General features: G+C 67.5%; 20 protein-coding genes and 1 pseudogene. 14 read left to right on the top strand and 7 right to left on the bottom strand.

Translation table 11 applies throughout. The features are described from left to right. Positions 1 to 168: 168 nt before the first annotated feature. From AS181_RS00625 to AS181_RS00595, 7 genes are all read left to right on the top strand, one after another. Entirely contained in the window at positions 169 to 1,035 is an 867-nt protein-coding gene (locus tag AS181_RS00625) for a helix-turn-helix transcriptional regulator (protein ID WP_058249684.1), read from the top strand. A gap of 116 nt (positions 1,036 to 1,151) precedes the next feature. After that, positions 1,152 to 1,562: a globin domain-containing protein gene (locus tag AS181_RS00620; RefSeq protein ID WP_082652828.1), complete on the top strand. Its 411-nt coding sequence runs from the start codon at positions 1,152 to 1,154 to the stop codon at positions 1,560 to 1,562. A gap of 109 nt (positions 1,563 to 1,671) precedes the next feature. After that, a complete protein-coding gene (locus tag AS181_RS00615; RefSeq protein WP_058249683.1) occupies positions 1,672 to 2,841 on the top strand; it encodes an LLM class flavin-dependent oxidoreductase in 1,170 nt (389 codons plus the stop codon). Between the two features lies 1 nt (position 2,842). Further along, a complete protein-coding gene (locus tag AS181_RS00610) occupies positions 2,843 to 3,256 on the top strand; it encodes an SRPBCC family protein (protein ID WP_058249682.1) in 414 nt (137 codons plus the stop codon). Between the two features lie 68 nt (positions 3,257 to 3,324). Beyond that, entirely contained in the window at positions 3,325 to 3,861 is a 537-nt protein-coding gene (locus tag AS181_RS00605; RefSeq protein WP_078113737.1) for a flavin reductase family protein, read from the top strand. Continuing rightward, positions 3,858 to 5,114, top strand: coding sequence for a bifunctional 3,4-dihydroxy-2-butanone-4-phosphate synthase/GTP cyclohydrolase II (locus AS181_RS00600; protein WP_058249681.1), 1,257 nt, complete (start codon positions 3,858 to 3,860; stop codon positions 5,112 to 5,114). The genes AS181_RS00605 and AS181_RS00600 overlap by 4 nt, the downstream gene beginning before the upstream one ends. Beyond that, the gene (locus tag AS181_RS00595) at positions 5,115 to 5,480 is read left to right on the top strand and encodes a hypothetical protein (RefSeq protein WP_058249680.1); all 366 of its coding nucleotides are present in this window, start codon (positions 5,115 to 5,117) and stop codon (positions 5,478 to 5,480) included. It abuts the gene before it with no gap. A 32-nt stretch (positions 5,481 to 5,512) separates the two neighbouring features. On the opposite strand, the gene AS181_RS00590 is transcribed toward AS181_RS00595, so the two are convergent. Next, positions 5,513 to 6,331, bottom strand: a complete 819-nt coding sequence (locus AS181_RS00590) for a helix-turn-helix transcriptional regulator (protein WP_231742195.1) — start codon at positions 6,329 to 6,331, stop codon at positions 5,513 to 5,515. A 77-nt stretch (positions 6,332 to 6,408) separates the two neighbouring features. On the opposite strand from AS181_RS00590, the gene AS181_RS00585 reads away from it, so the two are divergent. Then, positions 6,409 to 8,010 carry a fatty acyl-CoA synthetase gene (locus AS181_RS00585; RefSeq protein WP_058249679.1) on the top strand — a complete coding sequence of 534 codons (1,602 nt, stop codon included), beginning with the start codon at positions 6,409 to 6,411 and terminating at the stop codon, positions 8,008 to 8,010. Between the two features lie 21 nt (positions 8,011 to 8,031). Here AS181_RS00585 and AS181_RS00580 read toward each other — a convergent pair whose 3' ends face one another. From AS181_RS00580 to AS181_RS00570, 3 genes are read right to left on the bottom strand one after another with little or no spacing between them, the layout of a single operon-like run. Next, positions 8,032 to 10,404, bottom strand: coding sequence for a PEP/pyruvate-binding domain-containing protein (locus AS181_RS00580; RefSeq protein ID WP_058249678.1), 2,373 nt, complete (start codon positions 10,402 to 10,404; stop codon positions 8,032 to 8,034). Next, the gene (locus tag AS181_RS00575; protein ID WP_058249677.1) at positions 10,401 to 11,438 is read right to left on the bottom strand and encodes a TIGR03617 family F420-dependent LLM class oxidoreductase; all 1,038 of its coding nucleotides are present in this window, start codon (positions 11,436 to 11,438) and stop codon (positions 10,401 to 10,403) included. The genes AS181_RS00580 and AS181_RS00575 overlap by 4 nt, the downstream gene beginning before the upstream one ends. 9 nt (positions 11,439 to 11,447) lie before the next feature. Further along, positions 11,448 to 12,563 (bottom strand): hypothetical protein, encoded by a 1,116-nt coding sequence (locus AS181_RS00570; protein ID WP_058249676.1) that lies wholly within the window; start codon positions 12,561 to 12,563, stop codon positions 11,448 to 11,450. A gap of 52 nt (positions 12,564 to 12,615) precedes the next feature. Between AS181_RS00570 and AS181_RS00565 the strand changes: the two genes are divergently transcribed. Continuing rightward, positions 12,616 to 13,215 carry a TetR-like C-terminal domain-containing protein gene (locus tag AS181_RS00565; protein WP_058249937.1) on the top strand — a complete coding sequence of 200 codons (600 nt, stop codon included), beginning with the start codon at positions 12,616 to 12,618 and terminating at the stop codon, positions 13,213 to 13,215. 143 nt (positions 13,216 to 13,358) lie between these two features. Beyond that, positions 13,359 to 15,179: a BCCT family transporter gene (locus AS181_RS00560; RefSeq protein ID WP_058249675.1), complete on the top strand. Its 1,821-nt coding sequence runs from the start codon at positions 13,359 to 13,361 to the stop codon at positions 15,177 to 15,179. Positions 15,180 to 15,214: 35 nt separating this feature from the next. Here AS181_RS00560 and AS181_RS00555 read toward each other — a convergent pair whose 3' ends face one another. Continuing rightward, a complete protein-coding gene (locus AS181_RS00555; protein WP_058249674.1) occupies positions 15,215 to 16,126 on the bottom strand; it encodes a LysR family transcriptional regulator in 912 nt (303 codons plus the stop codon). 371 nt (positions 16,127 to 16,497) lie between these two features. Between AS181_RS00555 and AS181_RS00550 the strand changes: the two genes are divergently transcribed. After that, positions 16,498 to 17,784 carry a GGDEF domain-containing protein gene (locus AS181_RS00550; protein ID WP_231742194.1) on the top strand — a complete coding sequence of 429 codons (1,287 nt, stop codon included), beginning with the start codon at positions 16,498 to 16,500 and terminating at the stop codon, positions 17,782 to 17,784. Here the strand turns inward: AS181_RS00550 and AS181_RS00545 are convergent. Then, on the bottom strand, positions 17,732 to 19,096 hold the full coding sequence (locus AS181_RS00545; RefSeq protein WP_058249673.1) for an FAD-binding oxidoreductase: 1,365 nt from the start codon (positions 19,094 to 19,096) through the stop codon (positions 17,732 to 17,734). The genes AS181_RS00550 and AS181_RS00545 overlap by 53 nt on opposite strands. Positions 19,097 to 19,181: 85 nt before the next feature. On the opposite strand from AS181_RS00545, the gene AS181_RS00540 reads away from it, so the two are divergent. Together AS181_RS00540 and AS181_RS00535 are read left to right on the top strand one after the other, a co-directional pair. Then, positions 19,182 to 19,607: a nitroreductase/quinone reductase family protein gene (locus tag AS181_RS00540; RefSeq protein WP_058249935.1), complete on the top strand. Its 426-nt coding sequence runs from the start codon at positions 19,182 to 19,184 to the stop codon at positions 19,605 to 19,607. Between the two features lie 47 nt (positions 19,608 to 19,654). Then, positions 19,655 to 20,605, top strand: a complete 951-nt coding sequence (locus tag AS181_RS00535) for a serine/threonine-protein kinase (RefSeq protein WP_058249672.1) — start codon at positions 19,655 to 19,657, stop codon at positions 20,603 to 20,605. 4 nt (positions 20,606 to 20,609) lie between these two features. On the opposite strand, the gene AS181_RS00530 is transcribed toward AS181_RS00535, so the two are convergent. Continuing rightward, complete coding sequence (locus AS181_RS00530; protein ID WP_058249671.1) at positions 20,610 to 21,743, bottom strand: amidohydrolase family protein; 1,134 nt, start codon at positions 21,741 to 21,743, stop codon at positions 20,610 to 20,612. 123 nt (positions 21,744 to 21,866) lie between these two features. On the opposite strand from AS181_RS00530, the pseudogene AS181_RS00525 reads away from it, so the two are divergent. Next, positions 21,867 to 23,030 (top strand): annotated as a pseudogene (locus AS181_RS00525) (FAD-binding oxidoreductase); the annotation flags it as partial. Positions 23,031 to 23,065: the final 35 nt, after the last annotated feature.

The following is a 23,065-nucleotide window of genomic DNA, read 5'->3' as shown; positions in this document are numbered from 1 at the left end:
TTCTCCTTCTCGGTCGGGTCCGCCGCCTGTGCGCCCCCATGGGAGCGCACGACGGCAGACGCGGTCACCCATCAAGGCAACCGCATATGTCGCGTCGTCGACAGTTCCTGTCAGGAGGTGTACTGACAGGGCACCCCTCGACATCACCGACCGTCCTACCCTGGGCACATGGACAACCGTGCCGAGGTCCGCGATTTCCTGATGTCGCGGCGCGCGAAGATCTCGCCCGAGAGCGCGGGGCTTCCGGCAGGCGGGAACCGCCGCGTACCCGGACTCCGCCGCAGCGAGGTCGCGACTCTCGCCGGGGTGAGCGTCGAGTACTACTCCCGCCTCGAGCGCGGCACGATCGCCGGCGCGTCCTCGTCGGTCCTCGAATCGCTCGCACGAGCACTGCAGCTCGACGACACCGAGCGCGCCCACCTTCTCGACCTCGCTCGCGCGGCCGACGGCATTCCGGCGTCCGGGCGTACCCGTCGCCGGTCATCGAAGGGCACCACGACGCGCAACAGTCTGCACTGGGCTCTGGGAGCGATCACCGACGCCGTCGCCTTCGTGCGCGACTCGCATCAGGATGTGCTGGCCACCAACCCACTTGGCCGCGCCTTCTATTCGCCGGTCATCGGCGACGGCGGCCGCACCCCCAACCTGGCTCGGTTCCAGTTCCTCGATCCGGCGAGCCGCGACTTCTATCCGGACTGGGACCTGTTCGCCGAGATGTGCGTTGCGATCATGCGGGCCGAGGCGGGTCGCGATCCCCACGACAAGGCCTTACAGGATCTGGTGGGCGAGTTGTCCACGCGCAGTGACACTTTCCGCACCCTGTGGGCCGCGCATGACGTCCGCACCCACGGCGCCGGGACCAAGCGCTTCCACCACCCGGTGGTCGGCGAACTGACCCTGGCCTATGAGGAACTCGCCGTCACCGCCGACCCCGGCACGATCCTGATGATCTACACCGCCGAGCCCGGCTCCCCCAGCGCCGAGCGCCTGCAACTGCTGGCCTCCTACGCCGCCAGCGAGGCCGCCGAGTTCTGATCGGCGGCGGTCCGCCCATTCAGCTGTGGAGCGCCGCGCGCCGTGCTAGATGTTACAGAGATACAGAGTCTGTGTCATTGCCACATTCAGCAGAACCGACGAGGTGCAGCCCCACTATGTTGAACCGAGAAGTGTTGCAAGACAGCCTGTCCCTGGTCATCGACGATGAGCACGAGCTGATGCTCGAGTTCTACGATCGCCTGTTCGACGAACACCCGGAGGTCCGGGCCATGTTCGGCGCCGACCTCCGCCCACAAGCCACGATGCTCCAAGAGGCGATCGGCGCGGTCCTCGATCATCTCGAGGACGCCGAATGGCTCGACCGCACACTCGGCGCGCTGGGGCGTCGGCACAACGACCTCGGTGTCACGCCCGAGATGTACGACTGGGTGGCCGGTGCGCTCATCGCGACGATGGCCGAACGCGGCGGCGCGGAGTGGACCGACGATATGACCGCCGCCTGGAACGACGCCCTCGGTGCGGTCGCCGGCCTGATGCTCGACGCGTATCCGGCCGTCGCCGACTGAACCGGGGCGGCCGGTCGCCGCCACCGAATGTCTACTTTTGCGGACTTATCTCGCTGTGTCCTGAGTCATAGCTTCTGATGTGTACCTCTCACGTCACACAGGAGTTCCGATGACCAGACTGAAGTTCGGCACGTTCCTCGCCCCGATCCACGAACCGGGACAGAACCCGACGCTGCTGCTGCAGCGGGATCTCGAATTCGTCCAGTACCTCGAGCAATTGGGATACGACGAGGCGTGGTTCGGAGAGCATCATTCCGCGGGCGCCGAGATCTACGCGTCGCCCGAGATCATGATCGCGGCCGCAGGGGAACGCACCAGCCGCATCAAACTCGGCACGGGCGTCACCTCGGTCTCGTACCACAACCCGCTCTGGGCGGCCGAACGCATGATCATGCTCGATCACCTGACCCGCGGCCGCGCCCTGTTCGGCCTCGGACCCGGATCGCTCCCGACCGACGCCGCGATGCTGGGCCTCTCCCAGATCGACACCCGGGAGTTGCTCGCGGAGAACACCGACATCATCATGCGCCTCCTCCGCGGCGAGACGGTGACGGCCAAGACCCGCACCCACGAACTGTTCGACGCGAAGATCCAGATGGCCCCCTACTCGGATCCGCTGTTCGACGTCGTGGTCGCCGCGATCGCGTCGCCGACCGGTGCGCGACTCGCCGGCAAGTACGGTATCGGCCTGCTGTCGATCGCTGCCACGCTGACCGCCGACGGTTTCAGTGCACTGCAACATCATTGGGGTCTGCTCGAGGAGTTCGCCGCCCAGGCGGGACGCAGCGACGAGGTGGACCGGTCGACCTGGCGACTGGTCGGGCCCTTCCACATCGCGGAGACCAAGGAGCAGGCCTACAAGGATGTCGAGCACGGCATCGAGTACTGGTTCAACTACCTCCAGCACGTGGCGGCCTTCCCGCAGATGGACGTCCGCGGCACCAACAAGCACGAGATGATCGACTTCATCAACACCTCCGGCATCGGCGTCATCGGCACCGCCGACGAGGCACGTGCACAGGTCCAGCGCCTGATCGACCAGTCCGGCGGTTTCGGCACGCTGCTGATCCAGGGTCACGACTGGGCGAACCCGCAGGCCACCCGACGCTCCTACGAATTGTTCGCCCAGGACGTCATGCCGTATTTCCAGGGGCAGGCGCAACCGATGATCGACGCCGCGGCGCGCGCCCAGGCGGTCCGCGAAGGCCAAGCGGCCGAACACGTCAAGGCCGTCGAGCACATGACCAAGAAGTACGAAGCCGAACTGGGACGGGTGTGACATGGCGAGCATCGAAGTGACCAAGGACTTCCCGCTGTCCGCCGGGGACGTGTGGTCGTGGATCGGTGACACCGGCGGTGTGGCGGCGTGGATTCCGGCCATCGACGCATCGCGGATGGACGGCGACGTCCGTCACGTGGTCTTCACCGACGGCGCACCGGCGCGCGAGCGCATCGTCGCCTTCGACGAGGAGGCGCGCACGTACTCCTACGAGTACATCGACGGCCCGCTCCCGCTCGAGCACTACCGCTCGACCATCTCGGTCACGGCAGTCGGCGACGACACCTGCTCGGTTCACTGGTCAGCGAAGTTCGGCGCCGAATCCGCAACGGTGGAAACCGAACTCGCCACCGCGATCGAAGGTATCTACGCGGCCGCCCTCGACGAGTTGGCCACCAAGGCCGTCCCGGCCTGATCCCGGTTGCCCGGCGGGTGCGTGCGTCCTTGACCCGCACCCGCCGCGGCCGCATCGGAAGGACTTCCATGAACACCAGTCACATCGCCGACGACGTCGCGTCCGTGCACGCCGATGACCAGGCGTCGGTCCGCGACCGATTCCGTGAAGTGCTCGCGCACTTCGGTTCCGGCGTCGTAATCATCACGTCGGCCGGCCCGGACGGTTCGCCCGTGGGCATGACCGTCGGCTCCTTCACCTCGATCTCGATGGAGCCGCCGCTGGTCGGCTTCTTCGCCGGCATCACCTCGACGACGCTGCCGTCGGTCGTGGCGAACGGCTCCTTCTGCGCGAACGTGCTGTCCGAGGATCAGCATGTCCTGGCGCGCACCTTCGCCCGGAGCGGCGCCGACAAGTTCGCGGGCGTGGAATGGACCCTGTCCGGCAACGGCTCCCCTCGGCTGGCGGGTGCACATGCGTGGATCGAATGCACCATCGACGAGCACCGCCCGATCGGCGATCACGAGCTCGTCGTGGGACGGGTCGACGCCCTCTCCGTTCCCGCTGCCAGCGAACCGTTGATCTTCCATCGCTCGCTGTTCCACGGATTGCGGGCACACCGATGAGCCACGAGGACCGTGTGCCCACGGACAGCTCCGCCGGCGTCGAACGGTGTCTCGACCAGCTCCGCCTCGGGCGTCCGGTCATCGTCGTCGACGACGCCGACCGCGAGAACGAGGCCGATCTCGTGATGCCGGCACAATTCGCCGACGTCGACGACATCGCCTTCTTCCTCGAGTTCACCTCCGGCTTCCTGTGCGTCGCGATGACCGCGGATCGTGTTGCCGCACTGGAACTACCTCCGATGGTCGACGACCCGACCGACCCCCTCGGCACCGCGTTCACCGTGAGCGTCGATGCCGCGGTCGGTGTCACGACCGGAATCAGCGCGGCCGACCGGGCGCGGACCATCCGCGCCCTTGCCGACCGCGAGGTCGGTCCGAAAGACCTCACCCGGCCGGGCCACGTGATGCCATTGCGTGCCAGGCCGGGCGGGGTCCTGGAGCGTCGCGGACACACCGAGGCAGCCGTGGACCTCTGCGCCGCAGCCGGTCTCGAACCTGCCGGTCTCATCTGCGAACTCGTCAGCCCCGACCGGCGCGCGATGCTCGGCGGGGCAGACGTCCGGGATTTCGCCGCGCGTCACGGACTCGCGGTGATCTCCATCGCCGATCTGGTGGCCCACCGCCGCGCAGGCCGCTCGGTGGAACGGGGCGCGACCTGCGCGCTGCCGACCGATCACGGCATCTTCCAGGCCACCGTGTACCGATCATCGAGTGGCGCGGAACATCTCGCACTCGTGCGCGGCGAGCCCACGCAGGGCGAACCGCTCGTGCGCATCCACAGCGAATGCCTCACCGGAGACACGCTCGGCTCGCGCCGATGCGACTGTGGCGCGCAGCTGCGAGGCGCACTCCAGCACGTCGCGGACGCCGGAGCCGGGGTCGTGGTGTACGTCGGCGGACACGAGGGACGCGGCATCGGTCTCGCAGCCAAGATCGCCGCCTACCGACTCCAGGACCTCGACGGCGTCGACACCGTCGACGCGAACCTGCGTCTCGGTCAGCCCGTCGACAGCCGGGACTATCGGGACGCGGCGGCGGTGCTGGACGATCTCGGCATCCGACGAGTCCGGTTGCTGACCAACAATCCGGCCAAGGTCGACGGGCTGTCCTCTCACGGCATCGAGGTCATCGAGACGGTCGGACTCGAGATCGAGGCCACCGCGGACAACGCCGGATATCTCGCCACCAAGCGTGACCGGCTCGGCCACCGGCTGACGCCGTCCGTGGCAGCGACATCGACGGCGGTGGTCTGAATGACAGACGAGAAGAACACGGAGAGAGCCGGATTCGGCTCGCTGTTCGAGCGGGTGACGGTGATGCACGCGACCGACCGGTGGGCCGGCGTCGCCGGTGACGTCGAAGCCGTGTTGGGAGCACCCAGGTTCTCCGACGGGTCGGCCTGGGCGGCCTGGGATGCGCTGAGCGTCTCAGACGAGACCGACGGGCCGGCCTGGTCACTCCTCGCGCGGACCGCCGATCTGGCAGCCACGATCGACGTCGCGCGATCACTGGGCTGGCATGTCGGCGAGAGGTCGGTGGGCGGCCACGAGACGCGGGTGCCCCTGCGTTCACCGAACGGGCTGACCGTCGTCGCGTACACACCGACGCCTGCCCCGTGACCGCGCCGGGAGTCACCGCTGCGCCGGGCCGCTCAGCGAGCCCGCCGGCGCGAACGCAGCACCGCGGTCGCGAGCTCGGCCCGGTTGCGCAACCCGGCGGCGTCGAAGATGCGGCTCACGTACTTCTTGACCGACAGTTCCGACAGCGACAGGCGCTGGGCGATCTCGGCGTTGCTCAGTCCGTCGCTGACGAGTTCGGCGACCTCCAGCTGTCGCGGCGTGAGCGCGGCCAGTGGATCGACGGACTCCAGCGACGCGGACACCGTCGTGGATCGAGCCCGCAGCTGACGCGCGAGGATGCGCATCGCGAGCAGGTCGGATTCGTCCCACTTCCGGACGCGGTCGAACATGCCGACGAGGGCCTCACCGTCGGAGAGCGGCAGGTGCAGGGCCGACGCGGTCTCCATGTCGTTGGGGTGCAGATAGTCCACGACATAGGAGCGCTGCGGGACCGGCAGGCGCGACAGTTCTTCGAGGGTCGCGAATCCCTCGGCCGTGAGGACCCGCCGGGCACGCGGCAGCGCGAAGATGTCCTTGTCGCGCCATCGTTCGCGGTAGTCCCGCAGCAGCGGGGCCGCGGCGCCGGTCAGCAGCGGTGCCGGGTCGTCGAAGATCTCGCTGTAGGTGCGGCCGTGGAAGAACGTCACGTCGCGAACCCCGAAGTACGTGGAGATGGCCTCGACCAGACCTTCTTTGAAGTCCTGACCGCCGGCCGCGTGTTCGCACTGCTCGAGCACCGCCAGGACCCCGAGCATCTGCCGACGCGACAGCAGGTCCTGCCATCCCCCGCGAGGCGACACCGGATCGGCGCCGGGCCTGCATCGGGCGCCCGGCTCAGAACTACCGCGCATAGCTACGAACAGTACCCATCGACCCGTGACCAGCGGTCCGGGTCGACCAATCCCACCGGATCGAGAGGCACCCGCCCATGACGACGACTCCTCCCCTCGGCACCGACCTGACCGGCGCGGCGCGGTCGCACTCGCTCGGCGACATCCCGCGCAGGTCGGCCGCCCGGACGCCCGACAAGCCGGCCGTCATCCACCGCGACACCCGCCTGACCTTCCGGGAGTTCGACGACGCGGTCGAACGGGTCGCCGCCGCGTTGCACGCCGCCGGCCTGCGGCAGGGGCAGACCCTCGGCATCCTGTCGCACAACTGCTGGCAATTCCCCGTGGTCATCTTCGCCGCCGCGCGAATCGGGGTCATCTCGGTCCCGATCAACTTCATGCTCACCTCGGCGGAGATCGCCTACATCCTCGACGATTGCGGCGCATCCGGCCTGATCGTCGAAGACGCGCTCGTGCCCACCGCCGACGAGGCGATCGCCGCATCCACCGCACCGGTGACCGTGCGTCGATCGATCCCGCGCGGTCTCGACCTTTCCGATTCCCGATGGCCGTCCGTCGACGACTGGGTGCGCGAACCGGCCGGGCCGCTGCCCGACGTCCGCGTCGCCGACGACGACGTCATCCGCATCATGTACACCTCCGGCACCGAATCCCGGCCGAAGGGCGCGATGCACACGAGCCGGACGCTCATGTGGCAGTACATGAGTTGCGTCGTCTCGGGCGGGATGAGCGACGACGACATCGAGGTGCACTCGCTTCCGCTCTACCACTGCGCGCAACTGGACAACTTCCTGATCACCGACATCATGCTGGGCGCGACCAGCATCATCCTCGATCGTCCGGACGCCGCAACGCTTCTCCGCACTGTGGCGCAGGAGGGTGCGACCAAACTCTTCTGCCCGCCGACGGTGTGGATCTCGTTGCTGAGTTCTCCCGACTTCGACCCGGATGCATTGTCGTCGCTGCGGAAGGGCTACTACGGGGCCTCCGCGCTCCCCGTCGAGGTGCTGGGCGAACTGACCGCCGCCCTCCCCGGCCTTCGTCTGCGGAACTTCTACGGCCAGACCGAGATGGGCTCGCTCGCCACGGTTCTGGCGCCCGACGATCAGACCACGCGCGGCGGTTCCGCCGGCCGCCCCGCACTGAACGTCGAGACCCGGATCGTCGACTCCGACGGCCGGACCGTCCCTGCCGGCACCGTCGGCGAGATCGTGCACCGCAGTCCCCAGGTGACCGTCGGCTACCTCAATCTGCCCGAGAAGACGGCCGAGTCGTTCCGCGGGGGCTGGTTCCACAGCGGCGATCTCGGTTACTTCGACGGCGACGGATACCTGTGGGTGGTCGATCGGCAGAAGGACATGATCAAGACCGGCGGCGAGAACGTGTCGAGCCGCGAGGTCGAGGAAGTGTTGTTCGAACACCCTGCCGTGCAGGAAGCAGCGGTCATCGGCGTTCCGCATCCCTACTGGGTGGAAGCCGTTGCCGCGGTGGTGGTACCGGCCCCCGGGTACACGATCGACCCGGGATCGATCACCCAGCACTGCCGAGACCGACTCGCGCCGTACAAGATCCCGAAGATCGTGATCGCGAGCGAGTCCCTGCCCAAGAACCCCAGCGGCAAGATCCTCAAGCGCGATCTCCGTGACCACTACGCCGACATCGCCTCGGGTGATAAGTGAACCCGCTGGTTCTCAACCGGTTCAGCTCGCCTCGAGCCGTTCGACGATCCCGCGATCTCCGTCGACCCGCACGCGGTCTCCCGTCCGCAACACCTGAGTGCCCACCAGGGTGTTCACGACGCACGGCAGCCCGTATTCGCGGGCGACCACCGCCCCGTGCGAGACCGAGCTGCCGATGTCGGTGACCAGCGCGCCGATGACGGTGAAGTACGGCGTCCAGCCGACGTCGGTGACGGGTGCCACGAGGATCTCGCCGCGCTGGACGTCACGCGCCTCCACGATCGACTTGGCCACGCGCACCACGCCTTCGACGGTTCCACGGCCCGCCGGACGACCCACGATCCGGCCATCGCCGACATTCCGCTCGGGAGCTACGACGCGCGGGGACGGGCGGCCGACCGACACGTCGTCGAACTCGAGCCGATCCTGGTACGACAAAGCTTCTCGACGCTTCTGCGCGCTCTCGACGAGGTCGGTGATGTCGCCGGCGCCGACGACCCGGTGCAGCTCCGCACGGTCGAAGAAGAAGACGAGATCGGCGTCGGGAAGCCGCCCGGTCTCGGCCAACACCTCGCCGAGGTGCCGGTAACCGCGCTTGAGCCGATGGGCCATCAGCGCCATCCGCGACTTCGTCTCCTCGCGCCCCCGTGCACCCCCCTGCGCCAGGCGGGCGAGAAGCCTGATCGCGGCGGGCGGCGTTTCGTCGACAACCGCCGGGGCCGAATTCCGAACGGCGGGGTCGAGCGCAGACCGCAGCATCACCTGCATCATCGCCCCCAGACCACCGGGGTCGTCGGCCCAGGACGGGTCGCGCATACACAGTTCGCGGTAACCGCGGTGACCGTGCCGCTCGAGGAAACGCTGCAACGCGCGACCGGCGTCACCGGAGGCCGACCGCAGCCCGGCGACCGCCACGTCCGGTGCGGCGGAGAGGAACTCCTCGGCCACCGCGGAATCGGCGGCGATCGTCCGTACGACGGCGTCGAGTTCGGCGAGCATCAGCGCGCTCTCGACTTCCGACGCACCGGCCATGAGCCGGGCGGCCTCGGCCTTGCCGTCGTCCTCGGTGCGGCCGTCCTTCTCCGCGCGCCGGACCAGCACGCTCTCGAGCACATTCGCCGCGACGGCAGCGCGTGAGGACGACCGCACATGGATGAGGGTGACGTCGCAGTACTGGGCGACCCCGGCTTCCAGCTCCTGCCATACGATCCGGGGGTCGCGGCTCGTCGGCACCGCGAACCCGGCGATCTCACCGGGCAGTCGACGAATGGCGGGACCGACCGACAGCGCATGCGAGGTCAGCCGGACGGTGTTCCCGAGCTTGCGCCGGAACGGTTGTGGCGGCTTGGGTTCGAGTTCGTCGATGACCCGCCCGCAGATCGAGGTCGAGAACTGTTCCAGCGAGTTCCCGAGGATGCCGGAACTCAGTGCCGTGCCCTCGGTCAGGTTCAGGAACATGTGCCCGTAGAAGTAGCCCACCTGCAGCCAGGGCTTCTCGTATCGCTCCTGTGCCCGGGCGACCACCTGCACCATCTGCATCGCGTAGTCGATCGCGAACCCGGAGACCGATGCGGTCAGCGGACAGAACGCGCCCGGCATCATCTCGCCGATGTTGCATCGTGTGTAGACATGGTCGGCGCCGGCCACCGACGAGTCCATCTCGTTGAGGTCACCGGGCAGCGTGGTGATCGGCCGGGCCTGCAACCACCAGATTTCACCGGATTTGTCGATGGCCCATTCGAGGTCCATCGGCCGGCCCCACTCCTGCTCGGCCCGGCGGGCGCCGGACTGGATCGCCGCGATCTCGACCGGCGACAGAACCGGCGCCGCAACGGTTTCGTTGACGACCGCGGTTCCGTCGGCATCGAGCACGACGTGATCGGGAGCAACCGTCCCGTCAACGAGCGCCTCGCCGAGTCCGGAAACGACGTCGATCACCGTCAGGTCCCGCCGACCTGAGACCGGGTCCGCGGTGAACACCACGCCCGCGGCGCGCGCATCGACCATCCGCTGGACCACCACATTCATGGTGGCCGAGGCATTCCCGCTGTACGACGACGCGCGGAGCGAGTGCACCGAGTCGGCACAGGCGCGAACCGCGTCGACGAAGCGGTCGACGGTGTCGACCCCCAGCACGGTGTCGTACTGACCGGCGAAGGACTGGTCGTCCCCGTCCTCCCCCACGGCCGAGGACCGGACCGCGACCGGTGTCCATCCGGCGGCGGCCATCTCGTCGAATCGTGCTGTCGCAGCGTCGGACACCCCGGACGCGCCGGCGATGACGTACCCGGGCGGAACCGGGAGACCCAGGCGCCGCAGACGCGCGAGTCCGGCCGCCTTGCCGCCGTACCGGTCGTCGGTGATCTCCTCGAATTCGACCGTTTGCGAACTCATCTCGCCTCACCACTCAGGGAGTCGACGATCTCGGCCAGCGGTTCCACACCGATGGGTCCCGGTTGATAGAGGCAGATGCGGTCCGACACACCGTCGACGCGGTCGCGGATGTGTGCGGCGATCTCGGCCGGAGTGCCGCAGGCGGCGATGGTGTGGAGGATCTCGTCGTCGATGAGTCCGGCCATCTCCTGCCAGCGTCCCTGTTTGGACATCGTGTTGAGTTCCGGCTGCAGGTCGCCCCATCCGTGCGCATCGAGCACGGGCCGGTATGCGGGAGTGGAACCGTAGAACGCCAACAGCATTCGCGTCGAGGCATGGTCGTCCGTCACATTCGGCCCGCTCGCTCCGCTCCCGGCGCCGGACGCGTCCGAACCGACCGAGACGATGATCTCGGGCACCACCTCGAAGTCGTCCTCGCTCCGACCGGCTGCCGCGAGACCGTCGCGGACCGCGGGCAGCGTCGTGCCGTGCAGGAACCGCTTCGACCCGAACGGCATCACCAGCAGGCCGTCCGCGACCTCCGCGGTGGCACGGGTCAGGCGGGGCCCCAGCGCGCCCAGGTAGATCGGTGGCGGCCCGTACGGGTTGGGGCCGGGCACGAAGGTCGGCGTCATCAGGGTGTGCCGGTGGTACTGACCCCGGAAGTCCAGACGCTCACCGTCGTTCCACGTCGCGAAGATCGCGCGCAGGGCACCGACCATCTCCTTCATCCGCTCCACCGGACGATCGAACTCGGTGCCGTATCGCTTCTCGATCTGCGCGCGCACCTGGGTGCCCAGTCCGAGAATGAACCGTCCCTCGCTGAGCAGCTGCAGGTCGTTCGCCTGATGAGCCAGTTGAATCGGGTTGCGCGGGAGCGCGATCGCCACATTCGACATGATGTCGAGCCCGTCGACCGCTGTCGCGAGCGCGAGCGGCGTGAACACGTCGTGCGGACCTTCGAAGGTGAACACCCCCGACGCGCCGGCCTCCTGCAACGCCCGCGCGCGATCGACTGCTCCGACCGGATCGAACAATGCCGTCATGATCTTCATGTCGATGTCCTAGCCGATCACATCGGTCCAGTCGGAGAATCCCGACGGGTGATGAGGACCGATGACGCCGTGCTCGAACAGACCGGCACCATGCCGGACGGTGCCGTCCGGTTCGGTACAGACGGCCGACCCGACGTGGTCGATCAGACTGAAGGGCGCCCGCGCCATCACCTCCGGGTCGGTGAGGTCGAAGCTGACGCGTTCGGCGAACGGTCCGTCTCTCCATGTGCCGTGTCCCCACGACGAGTCGCCGCCGTACCCCGATCCGAACGCGATGGGAGCGAACAGTTTCGACTCCACGTCGAGGACGACCCGGTCACCGGCACGGGTCAGGAACTCGACGTGCGCGCCCCGGGGAATCCGTGTGCCCGGCGTGTAATCGATGGCGACGCGCACACCGTCGAGTTGCTCGACGCGACCGTCCCGCCAGCGCCGCGTGCAGTCGTAGAGACTGCGATGACCGTCCGGATCCTCCTGCAGGATCAGGAACAACTGGAAGTCGTCGAAGGCCAACGGCAGGTACAGCCACCACATGCCGCGGAAGGCGGCGTCGGGCCGGCCCGCGGGTTCGGACTCACCGACGGGGCGGATGCCCCACGACCGGTCCCGGCTCGCCACGCTGGTGTCGTACTCGACCGTCAACCGCTCCCCGTCGACATCGATCCATCCCTGCCAGCTGCCCACTTGCGCAAACCGGCACGCCTGCAGGGTGACCCGCCGTTCGGTGAGCATGTCGTGCGGCTTCTCCAGCGCCGCGGGGAAGAGACCGCGGAAGGTCAGATCGGCGGAGATTCCCTCGGTCTCGGCCAGCGTCAGATGTAGCTCCTGCAACGGCTCCAGCACATCCAGGCGGTAGCCGTTGACGTTCTGCCGCAGGCGGTCGTCGTCGATGGCGTCGCTCAGGTGCACCGCGGTCTGAGTATCCCCGCGCCGGACGACGAAGTAGGCGTCCTTGACCCCGAGCCGCGGGTAGTAGCCGATGCCGGTCAGCGCCATGAACCGGCCCTCGCGGTCTAGGACGTTGAAGTACGAACGGTCGTAGAAGTTCCGGTCGGAGGTCGCCGGCCAGGTGATCGGCGCCGGGGCCTGATGGATCGGATATTCGTCGAGTGGACTGAGTTCCACGGACCCTCCCATAAAATACGATGCACACCGTATTGCAACTATGCTGGGACTCATGACAGCAGATGGCCGAAGGGAACACAAGAGGTCGAACCCTGCGTCGCCCGGACGGCCCCGCGACGGGCGGATCGATACCGCGATCATCGCGGCCACCCGCGAACTCATCCTCGAGACGGGCTACCCGGCGCTGTCCCTCTCGGCGATCGCGGCCCGCGCGGGCACCACCACCGCGGCCATCTACCGGCGCTGGTCCGGCAAGGCCCAGCTCGTCCACGAAGCAGTTCTGGCCGCCGAAACCCTGGCGCCGCCAACAGGTTCGGGCGACGCCCGACAGGACATCCGGGCGCTCGTCGAGATCGTGCGGGCGATGTTCAACCGGCCTGAGGTGCGCGTGGCGCTACCCGGTCTCATCGCCGACACCGTGGCCTCACCCGAGCTGCACAGTCAGATGATCGCCCGGCTCGCCGGCGACCTCACCGCCTTCGAATCCCGGTTCGGTCAGGAACGCCGGGGCGACGACCGGTTGCCCATGCTCGCGGAGGTCGTCGCCGGCACCGCGATCTTCCGCATCCTCATCCGCAGCGACGCCGCACTCGACGACGCGTGGGTCGAGGAGATGGTCGAGCTGATCACCGAGCGGTGGCCGTCGTCATGACGTCGTACTGACGACACGCGCCGAGGGCCGTGCAGCCTCACCCCGGTCAGCGGACCGATCGCGGTGTCCGTAAGGTCGAAATTCGGACACTTCATCGACTGCCGCCATCATCGAGCGCACAAATCTGGGACCAAGGGAGTCACATGTTCCGCAACGCCTGGCGTGAACTGCACAAACCGGTATTCCTGACCGCGTCCGCCCTCATCTTCGGCCTGATCATGTTCGCGGTGATCTACGCGGGGACCGCCGCGGACGCTTTCGAGAATCTCAACAAGTGGATCACCGACGGCGTGGGCTGGTGGTACGTCCTGATCGCCACCGGCTTCGTCCTGTTCGCGGTGTACTGCGCGATCAGCCGGATCGGCACCATCAAGCTCGGTGAGGACGACGAGGACCCCGAGTTCGGGGTGCTCTCCTGGTTCGCCATGCTCTTCGCTGCCGGGATGGGCATCGGACTCGTGTTCTACGGCGTGGCCGAGCCTCTCTCGCACTACGTGAACCCGCCCGAGGCCGGCGGCATCCCGGGTGGCACCGACGCCGCGGCCAATCAGGCGATGGAACTGACGCTCTATCACTGGGGTCTGCACGCCTGGGCGATCTACGTCGTCGTCGGACTCGGCCTGGCCTACATGACCTTCCGCAAGGGACGGCCGTTGTCCGTCCGGTGGCTGCTCGAGCCGCTCCTCGGCCGCGAACGCGTCGAGGGCTGGCTGGGTCACGCGGTCGACATCGTCGCCATCGTCGGCACTCTGTTCGGCGTCGCGACCTCGCTCGGCTTCGGCATCCAGCAGATCAGCGCCGGTCTCGATTACCTCGGATGGGTCGACGTCAACAACTGGATCATCGTCGCGCTGATCATCGGCATCACCGGCCTGGCCATCTTCTCGGTGGTCACCGGGGTGACCAAGGGCCTGCGGTGGCTGTCCAACCTCAACATGGCCGTCGCGGCGGCACTGACCGTCTTCGTCCTGCTCCTCGGTTCGACGCTCTTTCTCATCCAGTCGTGGGTGCAGAACATCGGCAACTACATCCAGGCCTTCCCCGATCTGATGCTGCGCACGGCGCCGTTCACCGACGACGGCTGGGAGGGCGCGTGGACGATCTTCTACTGGGGCTGGTGGATCAGCTGGGCGCCGTTCGTCGGTATGTTCATCGCACGGATCTCGCGGGGCCGGACGATCCGGCAGTTCATCGGTGGCGTGCTCATCATGCCGACCCTGGTCAGCACCATATGGTTCACCGTGTTCGGCGACTCGGGCATCCTGCGGCAGATGGAGTTCGGCGACATGCTCGTCGACGGCGAGGTCGACACGAACACGTCGTTGTTCCAGCTCCTCGACACCTTGCCGATGTCGGCCATCAGCAGCGTCGTCGCAATCGTCATCGTCGTGCTGTTCTTCGTCACGTCTTCGGACTCGGGGTCGTTGGTCATCGACATGCTGGCTACCGGCGGCAAGATCGACACCCCGAAACTCACCCGCGTCTACTGGGCGTCGCTGCAGGGCGTGGCGGCCGCGGTCCTGCTGCTGGTCGGCGGCACCAGTTCGCTGACCGCGCTCCAGACGATGTCGATCGCCACGGCGGTGCCGTTCTCCATCGTCATGGTGCTGGCGTGCATCTCGCTGCTCCGTGCGTTCCACTACGACGTCGCGGTCCGTCCGCGGTATGTGCAACTGAGCACAACCGAACCCGTCGAGGGGTCCGCGGATACTGCGGATACTGCGGACATGTCGGCGGCGCAGCACCATCGTCACCGCAGGGCACGCCAGCCGGTGTCGGCGACCTTCGCGGGCCTGCCCGGCGAGGGAGCGGTCCGCAATCGCGACGGATCGCCCATGGTGCTCGCAGTCCGTGAGGTGCCGCATCATGCGGTGACGGTCAATCCAGAGACCGGCTCGTTCGCGGTGTCCGAAGGGCACGAACCGGAGAACCCCCTCGGGGACGACCCGACCGAGAAGAGCTGAACAGCGTCGGTCCATGATCGTCGCGCGGGGTCACGTCAGAGCGAGTTCTCGGCCGCGGCGAGGATCTGTCGCCGCAGGGTCGACGAGGTGTTGGGCAACCACATCGCGCGGACGGGTGCGAACGGCGGATCGGTGAACTCGACGATCCGGATGCGGTTGACGTAGATCCAGCCGGGTTCATTGGTGACGAAGGCGCACGCCTTCGGGTGTGCGATCACCGCCGTGTGCGGGGGCGTACCCAGCAGGGTCGACAGGATGATCTTCGGTTCGAATCCGGCGCGCCGGCACATGCCGACGAGGATGTCGGTGTACTCGTACTCGTGCTCGGGACCCCAGACGACGATCTCGTAGCCGGCGAGGTCGGCCATGTCGACCCGGTCGTGCGCGGCCAGCGGGTGATCGGCACGCACCGCCAGACGCAGTTCGTGTTGTGTCGCGATGGTGGTGGCCATGTCCGGCGGGGCCGCCACGCCTCGTCCGAGAGCCATGTCGATGGCTCCCGACAGCAACTCGTCGCGAATGAGTTCGGCGAAGACCGGTCGTACCGTGATCGGCACCGACGAGTCGGCGAGCACCACCGGTTCGATGATCCGGAAGACCTCGGAGGAGGCGAGGTCCGGGGCGTGACCGATCACGAACGGCGCAGGCGAGCCGGCGTCCACCCGTCGTACCTGCGTCGCGAGCTGTTCGCCACCGGCCAGCAACGGCACTGCACCACGGTAGAGCGCCTCACCGGCAGGCGTCGGCGTGAGGCTTCGGCGCGACCGCGAGAAGAGCTCTACCCCCAGGTGTCGCTCGAGTTCGCGGATCGCCGAGGAGAGCGCTTGCTGGCTGATGAACAGGTCATCCGCGGCGACACGAAGGCTGGGCGCCTCCATCACCACGACGAACATCCGCAGTCGTCGGAGGTCGATATCACGTAGTCCGGGCTCCCCGGGACCATTCATCAACGATCTCCTGTCAGTTATCCCGATTGATGTGATTGTAGGTTGACCATCGAGCCAATATGCTGGATTCCGCGAGGCCAGGTTCGCGCCGGCCACATCGCATTCGGACTACCTGCTGGGGTCCCTCCCGCGGAGGGGACGGGAGGACCCCAGCAGGCGGCGGCTGATCGGGCCCGATCGGCACGACCGTCTCAGCGCGCATCAGATCGACGGCGATTCTGCCGATTCTTACATCTTTCGCTCCGTTGGGTCATATCGCGGATTTCGAGAAGAAACGATCTTTAATCGTCCTCTAAACTCCGTAACGTGTGTTCGACGATTCTTCGTCGCGACATGCATGCGCGTCACGCGCATCACGAGTGAAAGAGGACGTGGCCATCGAGCACCGACAACGCGGAGACCACGAGGAACGGCCCGCCGCACGTTTCCGGGCTCTTCGCCACGGGCCGGCCACCGATGAGATATCCGGACACCCCCACCTTTTCTACGACAACGCAGATCACGTCCTCAAACAGGTCCGGATGCGCGAATGGCATGTCCGCGTCACCATCGCCGTATTGGTCGCGGTCTGCGGAGCGCTCGGTACGATCGCGCTCTTCACGCCGAGTGGCACACAGGGATCCGTCCCGCGCTCGATCGCCCTCGGCATCGTCGCCGCCACCACGATCCCGATGGCTTTCGTGGTCAGCCGGGTCCACCTCGGCGTGATCTGGTGGACCAAGCAGTCGTCGATAAGGGGGTTCAACACCCTGTTCGTCCTATGGGCCGACGCTGTGCTGACCGTTGCGATCCTCGCCATCTCCGACATCATCCTGGCCCAGTTCTGCGCCGTGATCTTCGCTGTCATCGGGTCATATGTGGCGCATTTCGTCCGGTCCCCGGTCGCGTACGCCCACATGATCTACTCGAGCATCGCGGTCTGCGCGATGGGCCTCATGTCGTGGGCAGATGGCACTCCGGTGTTGAACGTCCTGTTCACCACCCTCGCATTGTTGGTCGTCACCAATGGCACAACGGCCCTTCATCGCAGTTACACATCCGATTTCCAGCGATCGCTGAAACATCAGCTCATCATGGCAAATACCGATTCGCTCACCGGATTGCTGAATCGTCGCGGCTTCATCTACGCGACGACGACAATGCTCCGTCGGAGCCCCGCTCAACCGTTCGCCTTGGTCACCGCGGATGTCGACCGGTTCAAGGCCATCAACGACGAACACGGTCACGCGACGGGTGACGACGTCCTGGAGCGGGTCGCGGCGATTCTGCAGGGGGCCACCGACGAGCAGGCCATCGTCGCGCGACTCGGCGGTGACGAGTTCGCGATCGCGACGCTTGCCGACGAGACCTCGGTGCGCGCGCTCGCCGAACGCATCCGCGCGCGGCGCATCACGATCCCCGGTGGTGCGACCGCGACGATGAGCCTGGGGATCGCCGTGGGTGCCACACCAGGCGGCCACATGTCCGCCGACGACGCCGACGCCTTCATCCGGCACGAGTTCGACGTCGCCGACCACGCGCTCTTCGACGCCAAGGCCGCAGGCCGCGACACCTATGTGGTGGCGGGGCGCACCGCGGCCTCCCGGTCCACCGGAGGACGCCCGGCTACAACAGCACGCCCGGGTTCAGCAGACCGTCGGGGTCGAGAGCCTGCTTGATCCGAGCCGTCAGTTCCATGACGTCGGGCCCCACCTGGTCGGGCAGCCAGCCCTTCTTCAGTCGCCCCACCCCGTGCTCGCCGGTGATGGTGCCGCCCAACTCGATCGCGAGGTCCATGATCTGACCGAAGGCGACCTGCGCGCGCTTCGCCTCGTCCACATCGGCGGGGTCGAAGACGATCAGCGGGTGCGTGTTGCCGTCGCCGGCGTGGGCGATCACCGAGATCATCACCCGGTTGCCGGCCGCGATCTCGGCGACACCGTCGATGAGGTCGGGCAACGAGGGCAGCGGTACGCCGACGTCCTCGAGCAGCAACGATCCCAGCTTCTCCACCGCCGGGATCGCCGCGCGGCGGGCCGCGGTGAACGCCTCGCCCTCGACGGGGTCGTCGGTCGCGAAGACCTCGCCGGCGCCATTGGACTCGAACGCCTTCCGGATGAACTCGACCTCGGCCGCGCCGGCCGCACCCGGGGCGTCGGACTGGGCGACGAGCAGCGCCCCGGCCTCTCGGTCGAGGCCCATCCGCAACAGGTCCTCGACGGCGTTGATGGCCACCGAGTCCATGAACTCGAGCATCGCGGGACGCATTTCCCCGGTCACCGCCAGCACCGCTCGGCTGGCGTCGTGCACCGAACCGAACACACCGACGACGGTGCTCGCGGGGCCTTGCGGTGGCAACAGCCGCAGGGTGACCTCGGTGATGATCCCGAGCAGCCCCTCGCTGCCCACGAACAGCTTGGTCAGCGGCAGGCCCGCGGAGTCTTTGAGCTGCTTGCCGCCGACGCGTACCGCCCGGCCGTCGGCCAGCACCACCTCCAGGCCCAGGACGTAGTCCGTGGTGACGCCGTACTTGACGCAGCACAGTCCGCCCGCGTTGGTGGCGACATTCCCGCCGATCGAGCAGATCTCGAACGACGACGGGTCCGGCGGATACCACAGCCCCGACGCGGCGGCCGCGGCCTTCACCTCCGAGTTGAACAGTCCGGGTTGGACGACGGCGGTGCGCGTCGCCGGGTCGACGTCGATGTCCCGCATCTTCTCGGTGGACAGCATGATCGCGCCGTCGACCGCCGTCGACCCGCCCGACAGACTGGTACCCGCACCCCGCGTGATGACCGGGACACCGTTGGCGGCACACCAGCGAACGGTGTCCTGCACTTCGGCGGTGGTGGTCGGCCGAACCAGCGCGAGCGGGGTGCCGGCCGTCGGATCGGCGGCACGGTCCTGCCGGTAGCCGGCGAGGATGTCGGCGTCGGTGACCACCATGCCGTCGGGAAGGGAAGCGGCCAGCGAACTCGGGTCGGCACTCATCTGTTCAGAGTATTCGCAGACCGAACGACCACGGTTTCAGATTGATACATGGCCGGAAACGCCGGGCACCGCGACAATGAGCGACGTGAACGATTTCAACGCGACCGTCATCAACGAGTTCCGCTCCAACAACGGGCATGTGGACACCGCCGGCTTCGGCAAGAACCTGGTGCTCCTGCACACGCTGGGCGCCAAGTCCGGCGAGCCGCGGATCAGTCCCCTGTTCGCCCTGCCCGACGCCGACAGCTGGCTGGTGATCGGCTCGTACGCCGGTTCGCCGAAGGCCCCGGCGTGGGTGCACAACCTGCGGGCACATCCCCAATCGGTCGCCGTGGAGGCGCCGGCGGAGAACGGCGTCGAACGGCTCGACACCGCGGTGACCGAAGTCGAGGGTGACGACTGGGAACCCGCGTGGCAGAAGTTCATCTCGGCATCCGAGCAGTTCCTGAAGTACACCGAGACCGCGCAGGGCCGCCGGTTCCCGATCTTCCGGCTGACACCGGCTCGCTGACCCCGCGGTTACCGCCGTCGGCCCGCGAACGCCACTACCCTGGCAGGGTGTTCGAGGTTGGCGAGAGCGTGGCCGGCTTCACCATCGACGACTTCCTCGGTGGCGGGGCGAGCGCCGATGTGTTCCGGGTCCATCGCACCGGCGACGACGGGGCCCCGTCGTGCGATGGACCGCTGGCCCTGAAGGTTTTGCACCCGAACGCGTCCGACCACGCGCGGGTCCGGGAGCGCTTCGAACGGGAATTCGGGATCGCGTCGCTGCTCGACCATCCGCACATCGTGCGCATGATCGAGCACGGCGAGATCGCCTCGCCGCGCGGGTCGCTCGGGCCGCGGCACCTGCCGTCGATGTGGCTGACCATGCAGTACATCGGCGGCCCCGCGGCGACCGCACTCGTCCCCGAGCGCGGCGACGAGCCGGACATGGACACCATCCTGCGGGTGGCGATGCAGATCGCCGATGCGCTGGATCATGCGCATTCGCAGGACATCCTGCATCGCGACGTCAAACCCGCGAACATCCTCCTCTCCCGCACCCCGCGATCTGTGGGTACACCCCTCGACGCCTACCTCTCGGACTTCGGGATCGCCCAGTTCCTCGACGACACCCGTCCACTCGCGCGCAACGGTCGTGTGCAGGGTTCCATCGGCTACGCCTCGCCCGAACTACTGCAGGCCCAGAAGCTCACCCCCGCAACCGATTTCTACGCATTCGCGTGCACGCTCGTCGAACTCATCACGGGCACACCGCCGTATCCGCGGAACACCGCTTTCGCGATCACCTATGCCCACCTCAACGACGACCCGCCGAAACTCACCCGACGCCGCCCCTGGCTGCCGTCGGCGATGAACTCGATCTTCGCCAAGGCGCTGGCGAAGTCACCGGAGGACCGGTATCCCTCGTGCACCGCCCTCGTCGAGATCCTGACCCGGCTCATGCGGGACGTGCCCGTGCCGGAGTCGCCGCAACGCTCGACCTGGTGGCCCCGCGGCCGGTGAGCGGTCAACCCGCCGCGTCATCGATCGTATAGACACGAACAGCGGTGTCGCGGAAGATCTTCCGCAGAGCCTCCGAACCCCACTGGGACACACAGTCGACGAGCGCGCCGACCAGCACGTCGACCGCGGCGTTGGGCCGGTCGATCGGATAGTTGGACCCGAACATGATGCGGTCCGACCCGAAATGGGTGACGATGTGCTCGACGAAGGGACCGATCATCTCGGCGAGCGTGGCCTGACCGCCGATGTTGCCCCACCGTTCGTGACCGTAACCCAGTATCGGCATCGCCAGACCCGACAGCTTGACGACGACGTTGCGGTGGTTCGCGAGGGTCGTCATCCGTTCTCGCCACAATCGCCAGATGTCCGCGCGCGCAGCGGCTGTCGCGCCGGTGCGGACACCGACGGGACCGAAGACCCCTGCCGGGATGCCGAAGTGGTCGAGGACGATCGTCGTGTCGGGGTACTCCCGGGCCAGCAGGATGACGTCGTAGAGCTGATGGGAGTACACCGACGCCTCGAAGACCAGATCGCGGCTCGCGAGTTCAGCGAACCCCTCGAGGAACGCCGTCGAGGACAGCAGGTTGTCGGTGTCCCCGCCGTCGCGGACTCGCGGATCAGGATGTCGGGACGCGACGATGCGGATGCCGCGGAACCGCGGGGAGGCCGCGAACTGTTCGTCGAGCATGGTCGCGAACGTGCGGGTCCGCGGATCGCCGTGCGAGATGACGGCGCCGAGGCGGGGGGTACCGGCCTGGCCGAACGGCAGGCTCTCGAGATATCGGGTCTCCTCGACGGCGGTGCTGTCCACCGGGGGCTCCGCGGCGTCGGCCACCTCGCGGCGCCAATGCGACTCGACGTGCACCACCGTGTCGATCGGTACCCCCACCACGGTCGGCACCAGCGCCGCATCGGTGGCGTACTGACGCGGCTCGTAGGCCCGGGCCACGGTGCGCGGGGTCAGGATGTACTCGCGGTCGGCGCGCGAGACGACGAGCGGAAACACCCGGTCGCCCAAGGTGGGGACGAACCCGTACAGCCGCGACGCCCGCGTGGCCGCCCACGGGGTACGCCGCGGGTTCCAGTGCTGCACATGGGCATCAACGATGCCCGTGAGGACCCCTTCGAGGGACGTCATCCCCGTACCTTGCCACACCTCATCACTGTCCGACATGGGATGCCGGATCCTGAATTGTGACGTGTTGAAGGACTAGTGTGGGTCTCTTGAACCGGGTGGGGAGACGAGCCGCGACGGAGGTGTGATCTTTTCGAGATGGCGACACATACGCGCCACGCGCTGCATCAGCTGCGGACGGCTGTCAATCGACAGCCCGACCGGTTCGTCACCAACGTCTACACCCGGATGTTTGCGATCGATCCCGACCTGCGTGACCTGTTCGGGGTGTCGATGGCGGCCCAGCGAGTGGCCTTCCATCGGGTCATCGACCATGTGCTGGAAGCGATCCCGGCCGAGTCGGGTCACGCCGAACTCGTGGAGTTCCTCGCGCAGCTCGGACGCGACCATCGCAAGTTCGGGGTCGAGCCCGAGCATTACCACGTGATGTACGCCGCCCTGATGGGCGAGTTCGGCAGCCTCATGGCCGGTTACTGGGACGCCGAGACCGAACAGACCGTCTCGCAGGCGATGATGCTGGTCACCGGGGTCATGCGGGGCGCGGCCGAGAGCGCGACCCATCCTGCGCGCTGGACCGCCGAGGTCGTCGAGAAGTACCGGATCACCCGGGACCTCGCGGTCGTCCGACTCCTCGCCCACTCGCCGCTCACGTTCAACACGGGCCAGTACCTCGAGGTGCACACCCCGCAATGGCCCAAGCAGTGGCGCAATCTGTCCCCCGCCATCCCGCCCAACCCGGCCGGTGAACTGGAGTTCCACGTGCGTGCGATCCCCCGTGGAACGGTCAGCACCGCGATCGTGAGCGAGACCAGCATCGGCGATGTGTGGACCCTCGCCCAGGGGCACGGGACGCTTCACGTCGACCGCGACAGCAAGGTCCTCATGGTGGCGGGCGGGACCGGGCTCGCACCGCTGCGGGCGTTGTTGATCGAGATGTCCATGCGCGCGGATTCGCCGGAGACGCACATCTTCTACGGCATGCGCTACCCGGGCGAGCTCTACGACCTGACCGTCCTGCGCCGCATCGCGTCGACCAATCCCTGGCTGCGGGTCACCGCCGTGTCCCAGGAGGAGAGCGATCCGTGGTGGATCAACGCGGTGGCGACACCCGCCGAGCTCGGCATCGACCACGAGATCGGCACCCTCGCCGACGTCGTGGCCCGGTCCGGTGACTGGCAGGACCGTCAGGTGCTCATCGCGGGATCACCGCAGATGATCGAGAACACCCGACGCACGCTGATCATCGCGGGCGTCCGGGCCAGCCGCATCCAGCACGACCCGGTGTTCTGAGCCGGCACAAGAGTTGACTTCCCCGAACCGGTTGC

The organism is Gordonia sp. SGD-V-85 (genome assembly GCF_001456905.1).
Lineage (GTDB): Bacteria > Actinomycetota > Actinomycetes > Mycobacteriales > Mycobacteriaceae > Gordonia > Gordonia hongkongensis.
Note: the sequence above shows the minus strand (reverse complement) of the source record. Positions and strands in the feature narration are given on the sequence as shown.